Source organism: Streptomyces siamensis (genome assembly GCF_039543605.1).
Classification (GTDB): domain Bacteria; phylum Actinomycetota; class Actinomycetes; order Streptomycetales; family Streptomycetaceae; genus Streptomyces; species Streptomyces siamensis.
The window spans coordinates 1-15,990 of the sequence record NZ_BAABKB010000031.1; the positions used below are offsets into that span (position 1 = coordinate 1).

Genomic DNA, 15,990 nt, shown 5'->3' on the forward strand with positions numbered 1-15,990 from the left:
AGATAGCCCTCCAGCCAGCCCTGGCAGAGGTGCTCGGAGAGGATCTCCATCACCCGGCCGTGCCGGTCGAGGTGTTCGTCCACCGGCAGGTGCTGGGCCTGCCAGGCCTTGCCGCTGGCAGCGAAGACCGCCTGGAGCCGGTTGGACGCGGTCTCGTCCGGGCCGACGACCCGGAAGTCACGGCGTCCGGCCGTGTCCTTCATGACCTGTTCCAGCAGGTCACCGAGAATCCTCGTCGGTTCGTGCAACGTCGTGCCCGGCTTCTCGACCGGAACGGCGAAGGTGTCGATGGAACGGATCGGCAGGTCGCGGATGAGGAGGCCGCCGTTGGCGTGTGCGGTGGCACCCAGGCGCCGGGAACCTTCAGGGATACAGCCGAGGACATCGGCGACGGGCCGGCCGTCCGGGCGGAACAACTCCTCGGGCCGGTACGAACGCAGACACGCCTCCAACTGCCGTAGATGTTCCGGATTTTCTCGGACCCCGGCGAGCGGAACCTGGTGCGCACGCCAAGTCCCCTCGACTGGCAGGCCGTCGACCTCGGCGGGTCCGGTCCAGCCCTTCGGGGTGCGCAGTACGATCAGCGGCCAGTGGACACGCCCGGGGACGCCGTCCTCTCGGGCCGACCGCTGCATCAGGGTAATGCGGTCCAACGCCGTGTCGAACGCCGCGGCCATGTCCCGGTGCACCTGGATGGGGTCGTCGCCGGTGACGTGGAGGGGCTCGTGACCGTATCCGCGCAGCAGCGTGTCGAGCTCGGCCTCCGGGAGGCGGGACAGCACCGTCGGGTTGGCGATCTTGTAGCCGTTGAGGTGCAGGATCGGCAGGACGGCGCCGTCGTGCACCGGGTCGAGGAACTTGTTGGAGTGCCAGGAGGCGGCCAGCGGCCCGGTCTCCGCCTCGCCGTCACCGATCACACAGGCGACCAGCAGGCCAGGGTTGTCGAAGGCGGCGCCGTAGGCGTGCGAGAGCGAGTAGCCGAGCTCGCCGCCCTCATGGATGGACCCCGGGGTCTCCGGAGCGACATGGCTGGGCACGCCGCCCGGGAACGAGAACTGCCGGAACAGCCGCTCCATCCCCTGCGCGTCCCGCGACACGTCCGGGTAGGTCTCGCTGTAGCTGCCCTCCAGCCACGAGTTGGCGAGCACGGAGGGGCCGCCGTGCCCGGGGCCCCACACGCACAACGCGTCGAGGTCTCGAGCCTTGATCACGCGGTTGAGATGGGTGTACACGAGGTTCAGCCCGGGCGAGGTCCCCCAGTGGCCGAGCAGCCGCGGCTTGATGTGCTCCGGCCTCAGAGGCTCGGTGAGCAGCGGGTTGGCCATGAGGTAGATCTGTCCTGCGGCCAGGTAGTTGGCAGCGCGCCAGTGGGCGTGCAAACTGCGCAGTTCCTCGTCGGAAGGCGGGGTGGCGTCGAAGTGTTCGACCTTGGGCATGGTTGACTCCGGAAGTCATGGACTGGGTCGTCGAATCGGGGAGCGGCAAGGCGACGGCGGCGCTGCCGCACAAGAGCCACGAGCGCGAACTACTGAGCTCGCCCAGTGATCTGCCGGCCTACGTTCCCGACCACGCGGCGAGTCTGTGAGCCACCACGTTCGGGATCACGCCGGTTCGGGCACGATGACGACCGGGCAGGCGGAGTGGTTCAGCACACCGTGGGCCACGCGGCCCATCTGGAGCCCGAAGTGCCTCGGGCGACGCCGGGCCCCGATGACGACGAGGTCGGCGTTTCCCGAGGCGTCCACGAGAATGGTGCGGGCGTGGGCCTCGGCCGTGCGGCGGTGTACCTCTACATCGGCGGGGGCCTCCTGGAGCGCCTCCGTCAAGGTGTCCACCGCCTGCTGTTCGTGCAGCCGGGCAGGTTCCCCGGCCAGCAGCGGATGGTCTGCGGTCTCGTGTGCGGGGCACCTCCAGGCCCGTACGGCCTCCACCGACACTCCGCGCCGCCGTGCCTCGTCAACGGCGAAGCGGACAGCCGCCGAGCCCCACGGCTTCTCCCCGACTCCCACGACGATGCGGCCATACGTCCCAGACGTGGCCGGGTTGTCGCCCCGCACGACGATCATCGGGCAGTGCGCGTGCCCGGCCACGGTCAGGCTCACGGAGCCCAGCAGCGCCGCGGCGAGACCGCTGCGGCCTCGAGTACCCGTCACCAGCAGGGAAGCGTTCCGGCTCTCCCGCACCAACACGTATTCGGGTTCCTCGGGAAGCACCTCCGCAGAGATCTCCAGATCGGGGTGTCGGCCACGAGCTCGCGATACAGCGGCATCGACGATGTCCTCGGCCATCACCCGCTCGGAGGGCTTGCCCAGGTCCTCGGCGAGATGGGGGCCCTCGTACCGCTCCCACTGCGAGGCGTTCACGAGCCGTAGCGGCAGTCCGCGCAATGCGGCCTCGTCCGCCGCCCAGTCGACGGCCCGCAGGCTGGGCTCGGAGCCGTCGACGCCGACGACGATCGGGAGGTCCATGGCGCTCACCGTCCCGTGCCGAACTCGAAGACGATCCGCGCCTTGACCTGGCCGCGCAGCACCTCGTCGATCGACTCGTTGACAGAAGACAGCGGGCGGGTCTCGCAGATGACCCTGGTCCGGCCGGCGGCGTGCAGTTGGAAGACCTCCCTGAGGTCCTGCCGGGTGCCGACGATCGAGCCGATCACGCTCGTCCCGTTCAGGACGGCCTCGAAGATGGGCACTCGGACCGTGCCGTGTGCCGGCAGGGCCACCATGACCAACTTGCCACCGCGCCGCAGGCCTGAGCCCGCGGCCTCGAAGGCCGCGTCGTTCACCGCGAGGGCAAGGGCCGCGTGGGCACCCCCATGCCGCATGAGTACCTGGCCGACATCGTCCTTGCGGGCGTCGATCACGATGTCGGCGCCGAGCTCGGTGGCGAGTTCGAGCTTCTCGTCGGTGACGTCGATGGCTGCGACGGTGGCTCCGGCGATCTTCGCGTACTGCACGGCCAGGTGCCCGAGACCGCCGACGCCGGAGATCGCGACGAGCTGCGCGGGCCGCACGCCGGCGACCTTGAGCGCCTTGTACGTGGTCACGCCTGCGCAGGTCAGCGGGGCGGCATCCACGGCGCTCACGCCGTCAGGCACGGGCTGGGCGAAGTCGGCCCAGGCCAGCATCTTCTCGGCGTACCCGCCGTCACATCCGTAGCCGGTGTTGATCTGCTGCTCGCACAGCGTCTCCCAGCCGGACAGACAGTGCTCACACCGCCCGCAGGTCTTGCCGAGCCACGGCACGGCGACCCGCTGTCCGACGGCCAGGTGGGTGACGCCGTCGCCTAGCTTCTCGACGAGACCTACGCCCTCGTGGCCCGGGACGAAGGGCGGGTCCGGCTTGACGGGCCAGTCGCCGTGGGCGGCGTGGATGTCGGTGTGGCACAGACCGGACGCTTCCAGACGGATAACGACCTGGCCAGGGCCGGGCTCGGGGTCGGGGCGCTCCTCCATGACCAGGGGCTCACCGAAGGCTCTTACGACCGCTGCCTTCATGATCTCTGCTCCTCAGGGGTGAGTCAGCCGTGCGGGACGACGGCGACGGGGGCGGGGGAGTGGTGCAGAACGGCGTGGGTGACGGAGCCGATGTGGGCGCCGAGCGGGCCGCGACGGATGCGGCGGCCGACGACGACCAGGGAGGCCGCGCGGGAGGCGTCGACGAGGTGGCTGCCAGGAGTGCCGTAGAGCGACTCCGCGGTGACCTCGACGTCCGGGTGCTTGTCGCGCCACGGGCCCAGGACCTCGGCCAGGTCGGTGTCCTCCTGACGTTCCAGAGCCCCGTGCAGCTCCAGGTCGGTGGGCAGCCCGTAGGCGTAGTACGGGGGTGGGTTCCAGCCGTGCACGACCCGCAGGGAAGTGCCACGACGGGCGGCCGCCGCGAAGGCGAAGGCGATCAGGGCGTCGTCGGGGCTCACGACGTCGAGGCCGAGGACGACGGGTCGGAACGCGGTTGCGGCGGACGGGATGCCGGCCTGGTCCATCTCGTGCTCGTCTGCGGCCTGTTCCCCGGCGCGGACCAGCACGACCGGCCGCTCGGTGCGCGCGAGGACCGACAGGCCGACCGAGCCGACCATGAACCCGCCGACCCCGCTCAGTCCACGGGAGCCGAGGACCAGCAACTCGGCCTCCTGTGCTGGGCTGGCCAGGACGTCGACAGGCCGGCCCGTCAACTGCTCGGTCGACACGTCGAGTCCGGGGTGACGCAGTCGTATGCCCTGGGCTGCCTCACGGGGGATCCCCTCGGTCCTGTGCTGATGGGCCTCGGGGCCGAGAAGCGGCGACTGTGCCATGGGGCTCGGTACTGGGTCCCAGACCTGCACCAGCTTCAGTGGCAGGCCGAGCAACTGTGCCTCGCGGGCCGCCCATTCGGCCGCAGCGCGGCTCTCGGGAGAGCCGTCGAGGCCCACGGTGACGGTGCGCGTCATGGTTTCCACATCCTGGATCGGGGGTTCTGATTTGAGCTTCGGATTCGCATGAGGCACGTGGCAGGGGCCGCAGGTCCCTGCGGAGGGATCGAACGGCCCTGTCCCGGGGCTCGGCACGGCGGACCCACCGAGCGGCCCGCCGCGCCTGTCGCGGTCACCGCAGCCAGCGGCTGTGGCGGACAAGCGGGAGCTTGGCCCAGATCCGGCCGAGGCCGAGGGTGTCGCCGGCCGAGGCGGCGGCCAGGGCGATCAGGACGACGGCGTAGATGAGGTGGTAGTCCACGAACGGGTTCGTCGACATGCTCGCCGAGCCGTCCGAGAGGTGCTTGGCGGGCGGCCACTCGGCGATCCACATCAGCGCCATCATGAAGGTGCCCGCGACGGCGGCAAAGCGCAGCGCCACCCCCGCGATCAGCGCGACCCCGATCCCGAGCAGACCGAGCATGAACAGCCAGTCCGTCCAGGGGGCGCCCGCCCAGGAGTGGAACGTGGACTTCATGGGCCCGGCGGCGACGGAGCTGAGGAAGCCCTTGGTCGGCGAGCCGCCGTCGATCCAACCCTTGCCGGAGGGCGTGGCGTAGCCGAGGCCGAACGTCTTGTCGAGGAAGGCCCACAAGAAGACGAATCCGGTGAGCAGGCGCAGGGACGAGAAGGCGTAGGCCTGCGCGGTGTTCGTGGCGGTGCGTGCCGACACGGCGGATTCGGAAGCGGACCGGTCCCTGCGGAAGGACGGCAGGTGGAGGCCGGGACTCCGGTGAGAGTGCTCGTGCATGGCCATGACGGTGATCCCTTCGAGAAGGAGCGGATCTCTGTCCGTTCGGTATCTGACGCCCCTCACTCTCGTCTCGTCAGGGCACCGCTACCGGATGCCGAAGGTCTGCGCCCGTGGGGCTGAACGGCCCTGTCTGCAGGGTCCGTTGGGGTCGCGACACCAGCGGCGGCGGGCGGGCGCCGACCCAGGTCGAGGATCCAGAGGGTCAGGCGTATCCAGCCCGACCCGGACAGGGGTGACGACCCGGTGACAAGACGAAATCGGGCCGATGGTCGAGGCCGTGCACGTGGCGACGGCACACGGATTCACCACCGACAAGCAGGGTGCGGGAGGGCAGGCCATCATGTACCTCATCGACCAGGGCCTGCTGCCCGAGAGAGGGACGGCGGGCACTTCGTGCCTGGCCTGAGACAGATCACGTACACCAACGGACCGCACCCGGGGACCCCCGAAGCAGGTTGAGGTGCGTTTTCGTCGGCAGGCTCTGACCGGTGTGGCCCGCTACCTGATCGACCGCTTCAACCCTGTTCAGTAGGCCGCCAGGCCATGCGCGCGGAACTGCTCCCGCACCCGCTCGACTGACTCCTGTACCGGACTCGGGGTGTCGCTCAAAGGGAACGGAACGCCGAGGGCCTCGTACTTCGCGGCGCCGAGCTTGTGGAACGGCAACACGTCCACGCGGTCGATCGAGCCGAGACCCGCGACGAAGTGGGCCAAGCCTTCGACGGCCTCGGCCCTGTCCGTCCAACCGGGTACCAGGACGTACCTGATCCACATCGGGACACCGAGCCGGTTCAGTCGGGTGGCGAAGTTCAGGGTGGGGGCGAGTTCGCCACCAGTCAGGTGCCGGTAGGTCGTGATGTCGAAGGACTTGATGTCCAGCAGCACCAGGTCGGTGCAGGAGAGGAGTTCGTCGGAGGCACGGCCGCCGAGGAAGCCGGAGGTGTCGAGTGCCGTGTGCAGTCCGGCTTCCTTGCAGCGGCGCAGGACCTCGCCGGTGAAAGCGGGCTGCAGCAGTGGCTCGCCGCCCGTGACGGTCACTCCGCCGCCTGCTGTGGTGATGAAGGCACGGTACTTCTCGATCTCGGCCATCACCTCGTCGACCGTGGTCTCTTTGCCGTCGCGCATGCGCCAGGTGTCGGGGTTCGCGCAGTACAGGCAGCGCAGCGGGCAGCCGGAGACGAAAAGGACGAATCGGGTCCCGGGGCCGTCCACGCCGGTGGACAGGTCCCAGGAGTGAATCCGACCGGTCGTCGTCATCGCGCTCACAGCGATCCGTGGAAGGTACGGCTGATCACGTCGAGCTGCTGCTCCCGGGTCAGCCGGACGAAGTTGACGGCGTATCCGGAGACGCGGATGGTCAAGTCAGGATATTTGTCGGGGTGTTCCATGGCGTCTTCCAAGGTGACCCGGTCGAGCACGTTGACGTTCATGTGGAAGCCGCCCGCCGCCATGTAGGCGTCGAGGATGTCGACCAGGTGCCCGGCGCGCTCGACCGGGTTGTGCCCCAGTCCCTCGGGCGTGATCGTCGTTGTCAGGGAGATGCCGTCGCGGGCCTGTTCGTAGGGCAGTTTGGCGACCGAGAGCGCGGAGGCGGCCACCCCATGCCTGTCCCGGCCGTTCATCGGGTTGGCGCCCGGTGCGAAGGGCCGGCCGGCGCGGCGGCCGTCGGGGGTGTTGCCGGTGTGCTTGCCGTAGACGACATTCGAGGTGATCGTCAGCACGGACTGAGTGTGCTCGGCGTTCCGGTAAGTGGGATGCCTGCGTACCTTCGCCATGAACGACTTCACCAGGCCGACGGCGATACTGTCGGCGCGGTCGTCGTTGTTGCCGTACGTCGGGAAGCCGCCCTCGGTGCGGAAGTCGACGGCGAGTCCGGTGACGTCCCGGAACACCTTCACACGCGCGTACTTGACGGCGGAGAGGCTGTCGGCAGCGACCGAGAGGCCGGCGATGCCGCAGGCCATGAAACGGTGTACGGGATGGTCGTGAAGGGCCATCTCGAGGCGCTCGTAGGCGTACTTGTCGTGCATGTAGTGGATGACGTTCAGCGCGTCGACGTACGTCTCGGCCAGCCAGTCCAGGACGCGGTCGTACGCCGCCGACAGTTCTTCGTAGTCCAGGTACTCTCCGGTCAGCCGAGGCGCCTCGGGCGCGACCTGTTCGCCGGTCATCTCGTCCCGGCCGCCGTTGACGGCGTAGAGCAGCGCCTTGGCGAGGTTGACCCGTGCTCCGAAGAACTGCATCTGCTTCCCGACGGCCATCGCCGACACACAGCATGCGATCGCGGTGTCGTCCCCGGTCCGCGGGCACATGAGCTCGTCGGACTCGTACTGGACAGCGCTGCAGTCGATCGACACCTGGGCGCAGAACTCCTTGAAGCCGGCGGGCAGTCGGGGGGACCACAGCACCGTCAGATTGGGTTCCGGCGCGGGACCGAGGTTGTACAGGGTCTGCAGGAAGCGGAATGACGTGCGGGTGACCAGGGTGCGTCCGTCGGCACCCATGCCGCCGATGGACTCCGTCACCCAGGTCGGGTCGCCGGAGAAGAGTGCGTCGTACTCGGGGGTGCGCAGGAACCTTACGATCCGCAGCTTGATGACGAAGTCGTCGATCAGTTCCTGTGCGCGCCTCTCGTCGATGAGACCGTCCGCGAGGTCTCGCTGGAGGTAGATGTCGAGGAAGGTCGACGTGCGGCCCAACGACATCGCGGCACCGTTCTGCTCTTTCACGGCGGCCAGATAGCCGAGGTAAAGCCACTGCACGGCCTCGTGCGCGCTGACGGCAGGACGGGAGACGTCACAGCCGTACGTGGCCGCCATCTGCGTGAGCTCGCCCAACGCCCGTGTCTGCTCGGCGATTTCCTCGCGGTCTCGGATGACGTCGGCGGAGGAGGGGCGGGCGTCCAGCAGGGCCCGCTCCGCCTGCTTGGCCTCGATGAGCCGGTCCGTGCCGTACAGCGCCACACGCCGGTAGTCGCCGATGATCCGGCCGCGGCCGTAGGCATCAGGCAGTCCGGTGATGATGCCGGCTTTGCGGGCGGCCCGCATCGCGGGCGTGTAGGCGTCGAAGACGCCGTCGTTGTGGGTTTTTCGGTAAGTGCCGAAGACGCGTGTGACGAACGGATCGGGCTCGTAGCCGTACGCCTTCAGTCCGGTCTCCACCATACGCAGGCCGCCGTTGGGCATGATCGCGCGCTTGAGCGGGGCGTCGGTCTGCAGTCCGACGATGAGTTCGCGGTCGCGGTCGATGTAGCCGGGGGCGTGCGAGGTGATCGTGGAAGGGATGGCGGTGTCGACGTCGAGCACACCTCTGCTCCGTTCCTCGGGAAACAGCGCACTGACCTTCCCCCAGACGAGGCTGGTGCGGTCTGTGGGGCCGGTCAGGAAGGACGCTTCGCCTTCATACGGCGTGTAGTTGGCCTGGATGAAGGCGCGCACGTCGATGTGCTCGCGCCAGCCAGTTCCAGCGAAGCCTCGCCAGGCACCGGCCGTCCGGTTGTCTGTTGACACGGTTGTGGTCATCGCCGGTTCCCTCTCGTGCTCGTTTGTGCGTGCATGCGTCTGGTATTTCAGATCCTGGTGAGGGGTGGTGGCCGTGGGGAGTGCCGACCAGGGCCCGGGGCGGAGCCGTACGGCCCTGCCCGACCGCCGGACGGCCCCAGCGGGCCTTCCCTGTGATCGTTTTCGAGGAGACGACGAGATCCGGCCGGATCAACGTGTCCGACCTGCCGTGGATGATCCAGGACGCCGCATTCCGGGCCTTGTGGCCGGTGTTGACAAAAACGTCGTCGCAGCCGATCCAAGCCACCATGGTCGCCGCATTGCCGGCCCACGCAGTGATCCAGCACGGCCAGGCGTTGACGAATCCGGCGAATTTGCCGAAGGCTTCACGGGCACAGAAGTACGGCCCGCCGCTCGCCGGTCCCTGCTTGTGCTGACATGCGGCAATCGGCCGGCCGAGCACGCCTCGGCGGAGGTCGGCGCCTTCGTCGAGGACCTCGGCCGGCCCGGGCCTGCTCTCATGGAGGTGGTCGATCTACTTCCGACCCGTCTGGGACGCCGGTTCGGCCAGGTGGAATCCCCGTACAGACGTCTGACGGTGCACTGGTCGAAGACAAGAGATCCTCTGACTTCCTCGGAGACCTCTATCGGTGCTCCACGCGGGTGGGCATCATCAACAGGGCCCACAGGGACCGCTGACCGGGAACAGGCCGACGCGATCACCAGGAGAGGGCGCGGTCGCGTCGGTCTGTGCGCTTCAGTGATGCACCAGGGTCTGCTTGGGCCGGCTGGGAATGCGAAGTGCCCCGTCCTGGCGACCGGCGGGCAGTTGACGTTGCCGACGGCGTTGCCGCAGTCGCAGGACCAGCGCATCGAGGGCGGCGCTCACCACGAAGGTGGCTGCCATGGCGATCGCCAAGAGAAGGGCGAACGACTTCCAGAAGTCGGGAGTCAGTGAGGTACCCACAGTGCTCACCTCCTCCGACGGGCGGGTCGTCTCACACCCTCATGGAACAGCCGAGCCAACCTGGACACAGGGTGCCGGAGGTCTTCCTGCCGGAGCCGAGCGGCCCGATCGATGGCCCCGGGTGGCCCATGGCCCTGCTGCCGGACGTGGACACACGCTGGCCATGGCAGTTCCTACATCGCGTCGGGAGGCACGCCATGATCACCACCCCTACACCCAGCATGTTGCGCGGGCTACCCGCCGACCACCGGCAACGGCTGATGCGCGTCGCCCGCGAGGTGGCGTTTCCGCAAGGTACCCGCCTGTTCGAGGAGGGCGGCAAGGCCGACCGGTTCTGGATCATCCGCAGTGGCACGGTCGAGCTCGACATGCATGTTCCCGGTCGTCGCGCCGCAGTTGTCGAGACCCTCCGGCACAACGAACTCATCGGCTGGTCCTGGCTGTTCACACCACACGTGTGGCACCTGGGCGCTGAGGCGGTCACCCCGGTGAGGGCGTACGAGTTCGACGCCACCGCCGTGCGTCTGATGTGCCAGGAAGACCCGGCCATGGGCAACAACATGGCCCGGTGGGTCGGTGACGTGCTGGCCCACCGCCTGCGCTCCTCCCGCACCCGGCTGATGGATCTGTACGCCCCGTACGGCACCGGCGTCCCTGTCTGAACCCGCCCCGGTCGATGCCAGAAAGGAGTCACCATGCACGGCTCCCCGCACATCGTCAGCGACGTCATGAGCCAAACGGTCGCCGCCGTCGGCCGCAAGGCCACCTTCAAGCAGATCGTGCAGCTGATGCAGGACTGGAAGGTCAGCGCCCTGCCGGTCCTTGAGGGCGAGGGCCGCGTCGTCGGCGTCGTCTCCGAGGCCGACCTGCTGCCGAAGGAGGAGTTCCGCGACAGCGACCCCGACCGGTACACGCAGCTGCGGCGTCTGAAGGACCTGGCGAAGGCCGGCGCGCTCACCGCAGAGGAGCTGATGACCTCCCCGGCCCTCACCACTCGCCCGGATACCATCCTCGCCAAGGCCGCCCGCACCATGGCGCACTCGAGGATCAAGCGGCTCCCCGTCGTCGACGAGCTGGGCATGCTGCAAGGCATCGTCAGCAGGGCCGACCTCCTCAAGGTGTTCCTGCGAGGCGATGAGGAGATCGCCGAAGAGGTACGCCGCGAGATCGTGGCCCATCTTCTCCCCACCCCGGGCTCGACCATCCGCGTGGAAGTGCACGACGGAGTGGTCAAGCTTGCCGGCCACGTCCGCGACACGTCTCTGATTCCCGTGGCCGCCCGCCTCGTGCGCGCCGTCGAGGGCGTTGTGGACGTGGACTTCGCGTTGGAAGGCAGTCGGCCGGACGGCTCATCGAGCACTTCGGTGGCACCGGGAGGCACAGGAAGTTCCGGTCCGGTGTAACGGTGTGAAAAGCATTCGCGGGTGTGGCCCCGCCTCGACGACGGGGCCACACCCGCGAGCATCACGCCTTCGGCAACGGATGCTGGGCGGGCGGCGAGGAAGCGGAGGGCAGAGCTGGAGATGTCGACGCCGGACGGGTGAGCAAGCAAGACAAGTCTCTTTGTGGAGACGGTTCTCTTGGTCGAAAAACCGTCTGTCAGCAGCTTCGTCCGCCTGCCAGGTAAGATGCCCCGGCTGCGCCTGAGGTTGGGCAAGGCTCACTGAGTCGAGGCGTCAGCCGGCGAGCGGGCCGACCAGCTCGTGCAGGAGCCGGCGCAGCTTGTTGTCGATCGCGGTGTGCGGGGTCAGCTGCGCGCGCGATGCTCGACCAGGCCCCACGACCTTGAAGTCCTCCCCTCGGACACCGTCACGTCTTGGACGACTTCGGGCCGCTGCCGGATGAGCAGGGTGATGATCCGGACACGGCTGTCGACGGCGGTCGTGGCGCCCCAGCCTACTGAGCGCGGTCAGGCGGCATCTACGTCCGCTACCAGCTCCGTCGGCGCCTCAGCACGAGGGCCCACTACGCGCTCCCGCTGACACTGATGGGCGATCTCTGGTCCGTCCAGGCGGCGTCCACGGTCGAAGAACGCTGTTCAACTGGTCTTGCGCCCCCACTGCGGTCCCACCTGATCCCACTCGATGCCCCACTGCTCCGTGGCCCGACGTTCAATCCGCAGACGGACCATCAGTCCGCCTGTCAGAACAAGGAGCCCACCCGTGAGCCCCGCCCCCGCACCGGCCAGCCCGACACGTGCCGCCGCCTCCGCCGATCCGATCGGCCCGGACACCAGGTGCCCCCGCCCATCGGTCCACGCAGCGACAGTGGCTCCGGCGGTGCTGCCGCCCTTGACGGTCGTCTGGTCAGTCCGCAGGACACCGTGGCTGTCGGTCCACCGCACTTTGGCCGTCACGTGGTCGTACTTCACGCCGGTGGTGACGTCCCGTGTCCCGCTCGGTGCGTCGCTCACCATCACGGCCGACACCGGCCTCCGCCCCATCCGATCGTGCTCTACCGCACCAGCCACAGCCTGCGCCACGACCGCGCCGCCCACGGCTCCGCCGACGATCGCCGCCGCCCAGGCAGCGAGGACGATCCGCGCTTCGACCACGTCACTGTGCCGTCGCAGCGGATTGCGCCGCCACCGCCAGCCCCTGACCTTCGTGTGCCCTTCCTTCCGCATCGGTCACACCTCCTCCTGAGTACTACGAACCCGAGTACGGCAAGGAAGGTCTCACCAACCGACCGTCCGGCGGCAGGGGCCGGCGGACCGTCACCATGGGGCCGGACAGGGGGGATCTCGAAGCCGAGTAGGGCCGGTCGGCCCTATGCCATCGGGGTCCGGCGAGCAATGATCGTCGTCACGGGTACCCGCAGCCCGTCCGTCACCGGGAACAAGGGGTGGTCATGACCGAGACACGCACCTTCACGGAGCAGGATCCGATCCGTGTCTTCCTGTTGGACGACCACGAGGTCGTACGACGCGGCATCACCGACCTGCTCGACGGCGAATCGGACATCTCGGTGGTCGGCGACGCGGACTCGGTCGAACATGCCCTGGTCCGCGGCCCGGCCCTGCGGCCGCACGTCGCCGTGCTCGACGTACGGCTCCCGGACGGCGACGGCATCACGGTCTGTCGGGAGCTGCGCAGCCAAATGCCCGAGCTGGCCTGCCTGATGCTCACCTCGTTCGACGACGAGGACGCCCTGCTGGACGCCATCATGGCCGGGGCCTCGGGTTATGTCCTCAAGCAGATCAGAGGCTCCGACCTGGTCTCGGCCGTGCGCACGGTCGCGTCCGGCCAGTCCATGCTCGACCCCACGACCACCGCGCGCCTGATGCGCTCCCTGCGCGACCCCGCCGAGCCTCCCACCGTCGCCCCAGAACTGGCGAGCCTGTCGCCCCGCGAGCGGGAAATCCTCACCCTGATCGGGGAGGGGCTGACCAACCGCCAGATCGGGAAGCAGCTCTACCTGTCGGAGAAGACGGTCAAGAACCACATCTCGCGACTGCTCGCCAAACTCGGTGTCCAGCGTCGCGTCCAGGCCGCGGTCATGGCCTCCCACCTGGAGCAGTCGGACACCGGCGACCGCCCCAAGTGAGTTCCGGCTGGAGGGTTTCGTTCGGATCGGCTCGGATCGGGCCGTGGCGTCCGGTGCGGTGCCTCGCAAGGCGGAGGATCGCCCGCGTACTGGGCGTATTCCGGTGGTCCGACCACGCGGCGACGGGCCGTGCGGGGCGTCGCGGACCCGACCTGATCCGAACCCGAAACTCCCTAGTGCTGGATTCCTCTTTGGTTGGGCATATGTCCTGGTAGCGGGGTGGTTCGGGTACTCGGGGGCGGGTGCTGGACAGTGGTGTTACGAGCACGGCCGAGCCGTGACGAAAACGAACGACAGGTCGTATGTCGGCTCTCGCGAGCACGCAAGGCGCCGCGTGATCTGGTGCAGCGGGTGCGGATGGTCGAGCTGAGCTGGTCCGGACAGCGCGTGCCTGCTGTCGCAGATGAGTTGAGGTGCAGCCCCAAGACGGTCCGTCGCCGGCTGCACCGCTTCAACCGCGTGGGTCTGGACGGGCTGGAGGATCTCGGCGGGCAGGGCCGTAAGCGGCGCATCACCGAGACGGCACGTTCGAGAATCATCGGCCTGGTCAGGCAGCCGCCACCGGGTCGGCTGACGGTGCAGGCGGACGGCGAGTTGGCCGCGGTGAATGAGTCCGGGCCGCCGAAGTGGACGCTTGACGCGCTGGCTGCCGAAGCCAGGCGGTTGGGCAAGGAGATCGGCCGCAGTCAGGTGCGTCGGATCCTGCTGGCTGAGGGAGTTCGCTGGCGTCACACCAGATCCTGGGTCCGCTCCCGAGACGCGGACTTCGAGGGAGAAGGGACCAGGATCATCGGGCTCTACAGCAGCCCGCCCGAAGGCGCGACGGTCGTCTGCGCCGACGAGCTCGGACCGGTGATCCCCCGAACCTTCCCGCCGGCGCCGGGCTGGTCGCCGGACGGCCACCGCATCAAGGCGGAAGTCCAATTGCGGGGTTCACGAACGGAGGGAGAGTGTCCAACATCGGGTTGTGGCGACCGATTTAGACACCCTCTTGACGGCACTGTACGTGCATATCGACGACCGTTTGAAGACCCCGCGTGGGCGTCCGGCGAGGGCGGCCTTGCGGAAGATGCGCCACCAGCCCTCCTGGAGGTTGAGCCGGCAGGCGCCGAAGGGGATGAACATGGGCCGGATTCTGGGATGGTCCTCCAGCCAGGTCCGGGTGGACAGGCCGTTGCGCGAGGACAGGTTGTCGGTGACGACATAGATGTCGCCGACGGGATCGGCTGCCTCGAAACTACTCATCTAGGCCATCCAGAACCCACCCCGGGGCCGGACGGCCCCTCCCTCTCCCCGCATGCCGGAGACCAAGATGGTTCGGTCACCGAGAAGTCCCGAAGCCACCCTTGGCGGAGGACGGGGAGGAGCCCCCGATGCGTACCGCAGTCCTCGACGCAACGACTCTGGAGACGTTCGTCTCCGCGGCCGTGGCCGCCCCCTCGATCCACAACACCCAGCCCTGGCGCTTCCGCCTGGACCCGGACACTCTCACGTTGGAGATCCGGGCGGCCGCGCAACGCGGGCTTCGCCACATCGATCCGACCGGGCGGGCACTGCATATGTCCGTCGGCTGTGCGGTGTTGAATATGCGGATTGCGGTGGCGCACTTCGGCTGGGAACCGGTGGCCCGACTGCTCCCGCGCCCCGACGAGCCGGACCTGCTCGCCACCGTGCGCCTCGGCGGCTCCGCCAGGCCCTCCTCACACACTTCTCTCTACGACGCAGTGTGGCGCCGGCACAGCAGCCGTTTCCCCTTCTCGGAATGCCCGCCGCCCAGTTCCGTACTCACGGAACTCGCCGAGGCAGCGCACTCAGAAGGAGCCTTGCTGCACCGCCTTACGCCCGGGAGGGCCAACAGCGTCCTGAATCTCACCAGGGAGGCAGAGCACCGCAACACAACGGATGCGAGCCGGGCCATGGAGAGCCGCCGCTGGGTCGGCGAGGCGCAAGGCACCGGCCTGGGCATGCCGCCCGAAGTACTCGGCCCCCAGGACTTTCTGGACCGCATCCCGATGCGGGACTTCCGCGCCCATCGGCATGCGGAGGTGCTCTCCGCCCAGCCCTTCGAAAAGCGCCCGTCGATCACCGTGCTGTCCACCGCGCATGACCGGCGGACGGACTGGCTCCGAGCCGGCCAAGCCCTGGAACGGGTCCTGCTCGTCGCCACCGCTCAGGGCATCCGGGCATCGCTTCTCCACCAGGCACTGGAATGGCCTGACCTCCGTGACCAACTGGTGCCGTTGACAGACGCCCGTCGCTCTCACGCACAGATGGTGATTCGCCTCGGGTACGGTCCCCAGGGACCGAGCACGCCCCGCGCCGGCAACGCCCTGCTGCCGCAGTAGGCCGCGTCTGACCTGCTGAAGTGAAACTTGAGCTACCAGGTGGCTCCAGTCGGCACTTCAAGGGCACGCCGCGGCTCGCTCTGCGGGATGATGCCGTCCTGCACATGCGGTCGGCAGCAACTTGTATGGCGGCCGCGGTCTCCACCGGGATCTCCCGAACCCCGAACATCGTCCGGACAGAGGGGCCCGGACACAGACATTCTGTGCTCGTTCACGTGCAGCGGGTGGACGCGCTCAGATTTCGATGACACGTGACCAACTTCGTGGGTGAGGTGGCGCGGACGTATGGGCTTGTCGGCGGTGGGGCTTTGGCCGGACAGGTCGGTCCGGGCGTCGGCGATGCCTTTGAGGGGAGTTGCTGGACCGGATCCGGCCGGCGGGGCTGGGGCCGGCACGTCACTAGGTGGTCCAGGGCAGGCGGGTGGCTTCGAT

17 protein-coding genes and 1 pseudogene are annotated in these 15,990 nt (G+C 68.5%); 8 read left to right on the plus strand and 10 right to left on the minus strand.

The features are described 5' to 3' along the window. On the minus strand, positions 1-1,436 hold a 1,436-nt coding region (locus ABEB03_RS32835; protein ID WP_345656477.1), incomplete at its 3' end, for a phosphoketolase family protein. Positions 1,437-1,438: 2 nt separating this feature from the next. On the opposite strand from ABEB03_RS32835, the gene ABEB03_RS32840 reads away from it, so the two are divergent. Beyond that, positions 1,439-1,585 (plus strand): hypothetical protein, encoded by a 147-nt coding sequence (locus tag ABEB03_RS32840; protein WP_345656478.1) that lies wholly within the window; start codon positions 1,439-1,441, stop codon positions 1,583-1,585. A gap of 16 nt (positions 1,586-1,601) precedes the next feature. On the opposite strand, the gene ABEB03_RS32845 is transcribed toward ABEB03_RS32840, so the two are convergent. The 4 genes from ABEB03_RS32845 to ABEB03_RS32860 form a co-directional block, all read right to left on the minus strand. Further along, positions 1,602-2,468: a universal stress protein gene (locus ABEB03_RS32845; RefSeq protein WP_345656479.1), complete on the minus strand. Its 867-nt coding sequence runs from the start codon at positions 2,466-2,468 to the stop codon at positions 1,602-1,604. 5 nt (positions 2,469-2,473) lie between these two features. Then, positions 2,474-3,496 (minus strand): alcohol dehydrogenase AdhP, encoded by a 1,023-nt coding sequence (adhP, locus tag ABEB03_RS32850; RefSeq protein ID WP_345656480.1) that lies wholly within the window; start codon positions 3,494-3,496, stop codon positions 2,474-2,476. A gap of 23 nt (positions 3,497-3,519) precedes the next feature. Beyond that, a complete protein-coding gene (locus ABEB03_RS32855; RefSeq protein WP_345656481.1) occupies positions 3,520-4,425 on the minus strand; it encodes a universal stress protein in 906 nt (301 codons plus the stop codon). Between the two features lie 154 nt (positions 4,426-4,579). Continuing rightward, positions 4,580-5,203 (minus strand): DoxX family membrane protein, encoded by a 624-nt coding sequence (locus ABEB03_RS32860; protein WP_345656482.1) that lies wholly within the window; start codon positions 5,201-5,203, stop codon positions 4,580-4,582. A 262-nt stretch (positions 5,204-5,465) separates the two neighbouring features. Here ABEB03_RS32860 and ABEB03_RS32865 point away from each other — a divergent pair, with 262 nt between their 5' ends. Next, complete coding sequence (locus ABEB03_RS32865; protein WP_345656483.1) at positions 5,466-5,606, plus strand: hypothetical protein; 141 nt, start codon at positions 5,466-5,468, stop codon at positions 5,604-5,606. A gap of 119 nt (positions 5,607-5,725) precedes the next feature. Here ABEB03_RS32865 and pflA read toward each other — a convergent pair whose 3' ends face one another. Both pflA and pflB read right to left on the minus strand, forming a co-directional pair. After that, complete coding sequence (gene pflA, locus ABEB03_RS32870) at positions 5,726-6,457, minus strand: pyruvate formate-lyase-activating protein (RefSeq protein ID WP_345656484.1); 732 nt, start codon at positions 6,455-6,457, stop codon at positions 5,726-5,728. A gap of 5 nt (positions 6,458-6,462) precedes the next feature. Beyond that, positions 6,463-8,721, minus strand: coding sequence for a formate C-acetyltransferase (gene pflB, locus ABEB03_RS32875; protein WP_345656485.1), 2,259 nt, complete (start codon positions 8,719-8,721; stop codon positions 6,463-6,465). 152 nt (positions 8,722-8,873) lie between these two features. On the opposite strand from pflB, the gene ABEB03_RS45465 reads away from it, so the two are divergent. Further along, complete coding sequence (locus ABEB03_RS45465) at positions 8,874-9,137, plus strand: hypothetical protein (RefSeq protein ID WP_425589338.1); 264 nt, start codon at positions 8,874-8,876, stop codon at positions 9,135-9,137. Between the two features lie 320 nt (positions 9,138-9,457). On the opposite strand, the gene ABEB03_RS32885 is transcribed toward ABEB03_RS45465, so the two are convergent. Continuing rightward, positions 9,458-9,667, minus strand: coding sequence for a hypothetical protein (locus tag ABEB03_RS32885; RefSeq protein ID WP_345656486.1), 210 nt, complete (start codon positions 9,665-9,667; stop codon positions 9,458-9,460). A 197-nt stretch (positions 9,668-9,864) separates the two neighbouring features. Between ABEB03_RS32885 and ABEB03_RS32890 the strand changes: the two genes are divergently transcribed. Continuing rightward, the gene (locus tag ABEB03_RS32890) at positions 9,865-10,329 is read left to right on the plus strand and encodes a Crp/Fnr family transcriptional regulator (protein ID WP_345656487.1); all 465 of its coding nucleotides are present in this window, start codon (positions 9,865-9,867) and stop codon (positions 10,327-10,329) included. Positions 10,330-10,362: 33 nt separating this feature from the next. Then, positions 10,363-11,070, plus strand: coding sequence for a CBS domain-containing protein (locus ABEB03_RS32895; protein WP_345656488.1), 708 nt, complete (start codon positions 10,363-10,365; stop codon positions 11,068-11,070). 635 nt (positions 11,071-11,705) lie between these two features. On the opposite strand, the gene ABEB03_RS32900 is transcribed toward ABEB03_RS32895, so the two are convergent. Continuing rightward, positions 11,706-12,293, minus strand: coding sequence for an Rv1733c family protein (locus ABEB03_RS32900; protein ID WP_425589339.1), 588 nt, complete (start codon positions 12,291-12,293; stop codon positions 11,706-11,708). Positions 12,294-12,517: 224 nt separating this feature from the next. Between ABEB03_RS32900 and ABEB03_RS32905 the strand changes: the two genes are divergently transcribed. Both ABEB03_RS32905 and ABEB03_RS32910 read left to right on the plus strand, forming a co-directional pair. Next, positions 12,518-13,213 (plus strand): response regulator transcription factor, encoded by a 696-nt coding sequence (locus ABEB03_RS32905; RefSeq protein WP_345656490.1) that lies wholly within the window; start codon positions 12,518-12,520, stop codon positions 13,211-13,213. 357 nt (positions 13,214-13,570) lie between these two features. Then, positions 13,571-13,858: pseudogene (locus tag ABEB03_RS32910) on the plus strand (helix-turn-helix domain-containing protein); the annotation flags it as partial. Positions 13,859-14,146: 288 nt separating this feature from the next. Here the strand turns inward: ABEB03_RS32910 and ABEB03_RS32915 are convergent. Continuing rightward, positions 14,147-14,458: a hypothetical protein gene (locus ABEB03_RS32915; protein WP_345656491.1), complete on the minus strand. Its 312-nt coding sequence runs from the start codon at positions 14,456-14,458 to the stop codon at positions 14,147-14,149. Between the two features lie 128 nt (positions 14,459-14,586). On the opposite strand from ABEB03_RS32915, the gene ABEB03_RS32920 reads away from it, so the two are divergent. Beyond that, positions 14,587-15,558: an Acg family FMN-binding oxidoreductase gene (locus ABEB03_RS32920; protein WP_345656492.1), complete on the plus strand. Its 972-nt coding sequence runs from the start codon at positions 14,587-14,589 to the stop codon at positions 15,556-15,558. Positions 15,559-15,990 lie beyond the last annotated feature (432 nt).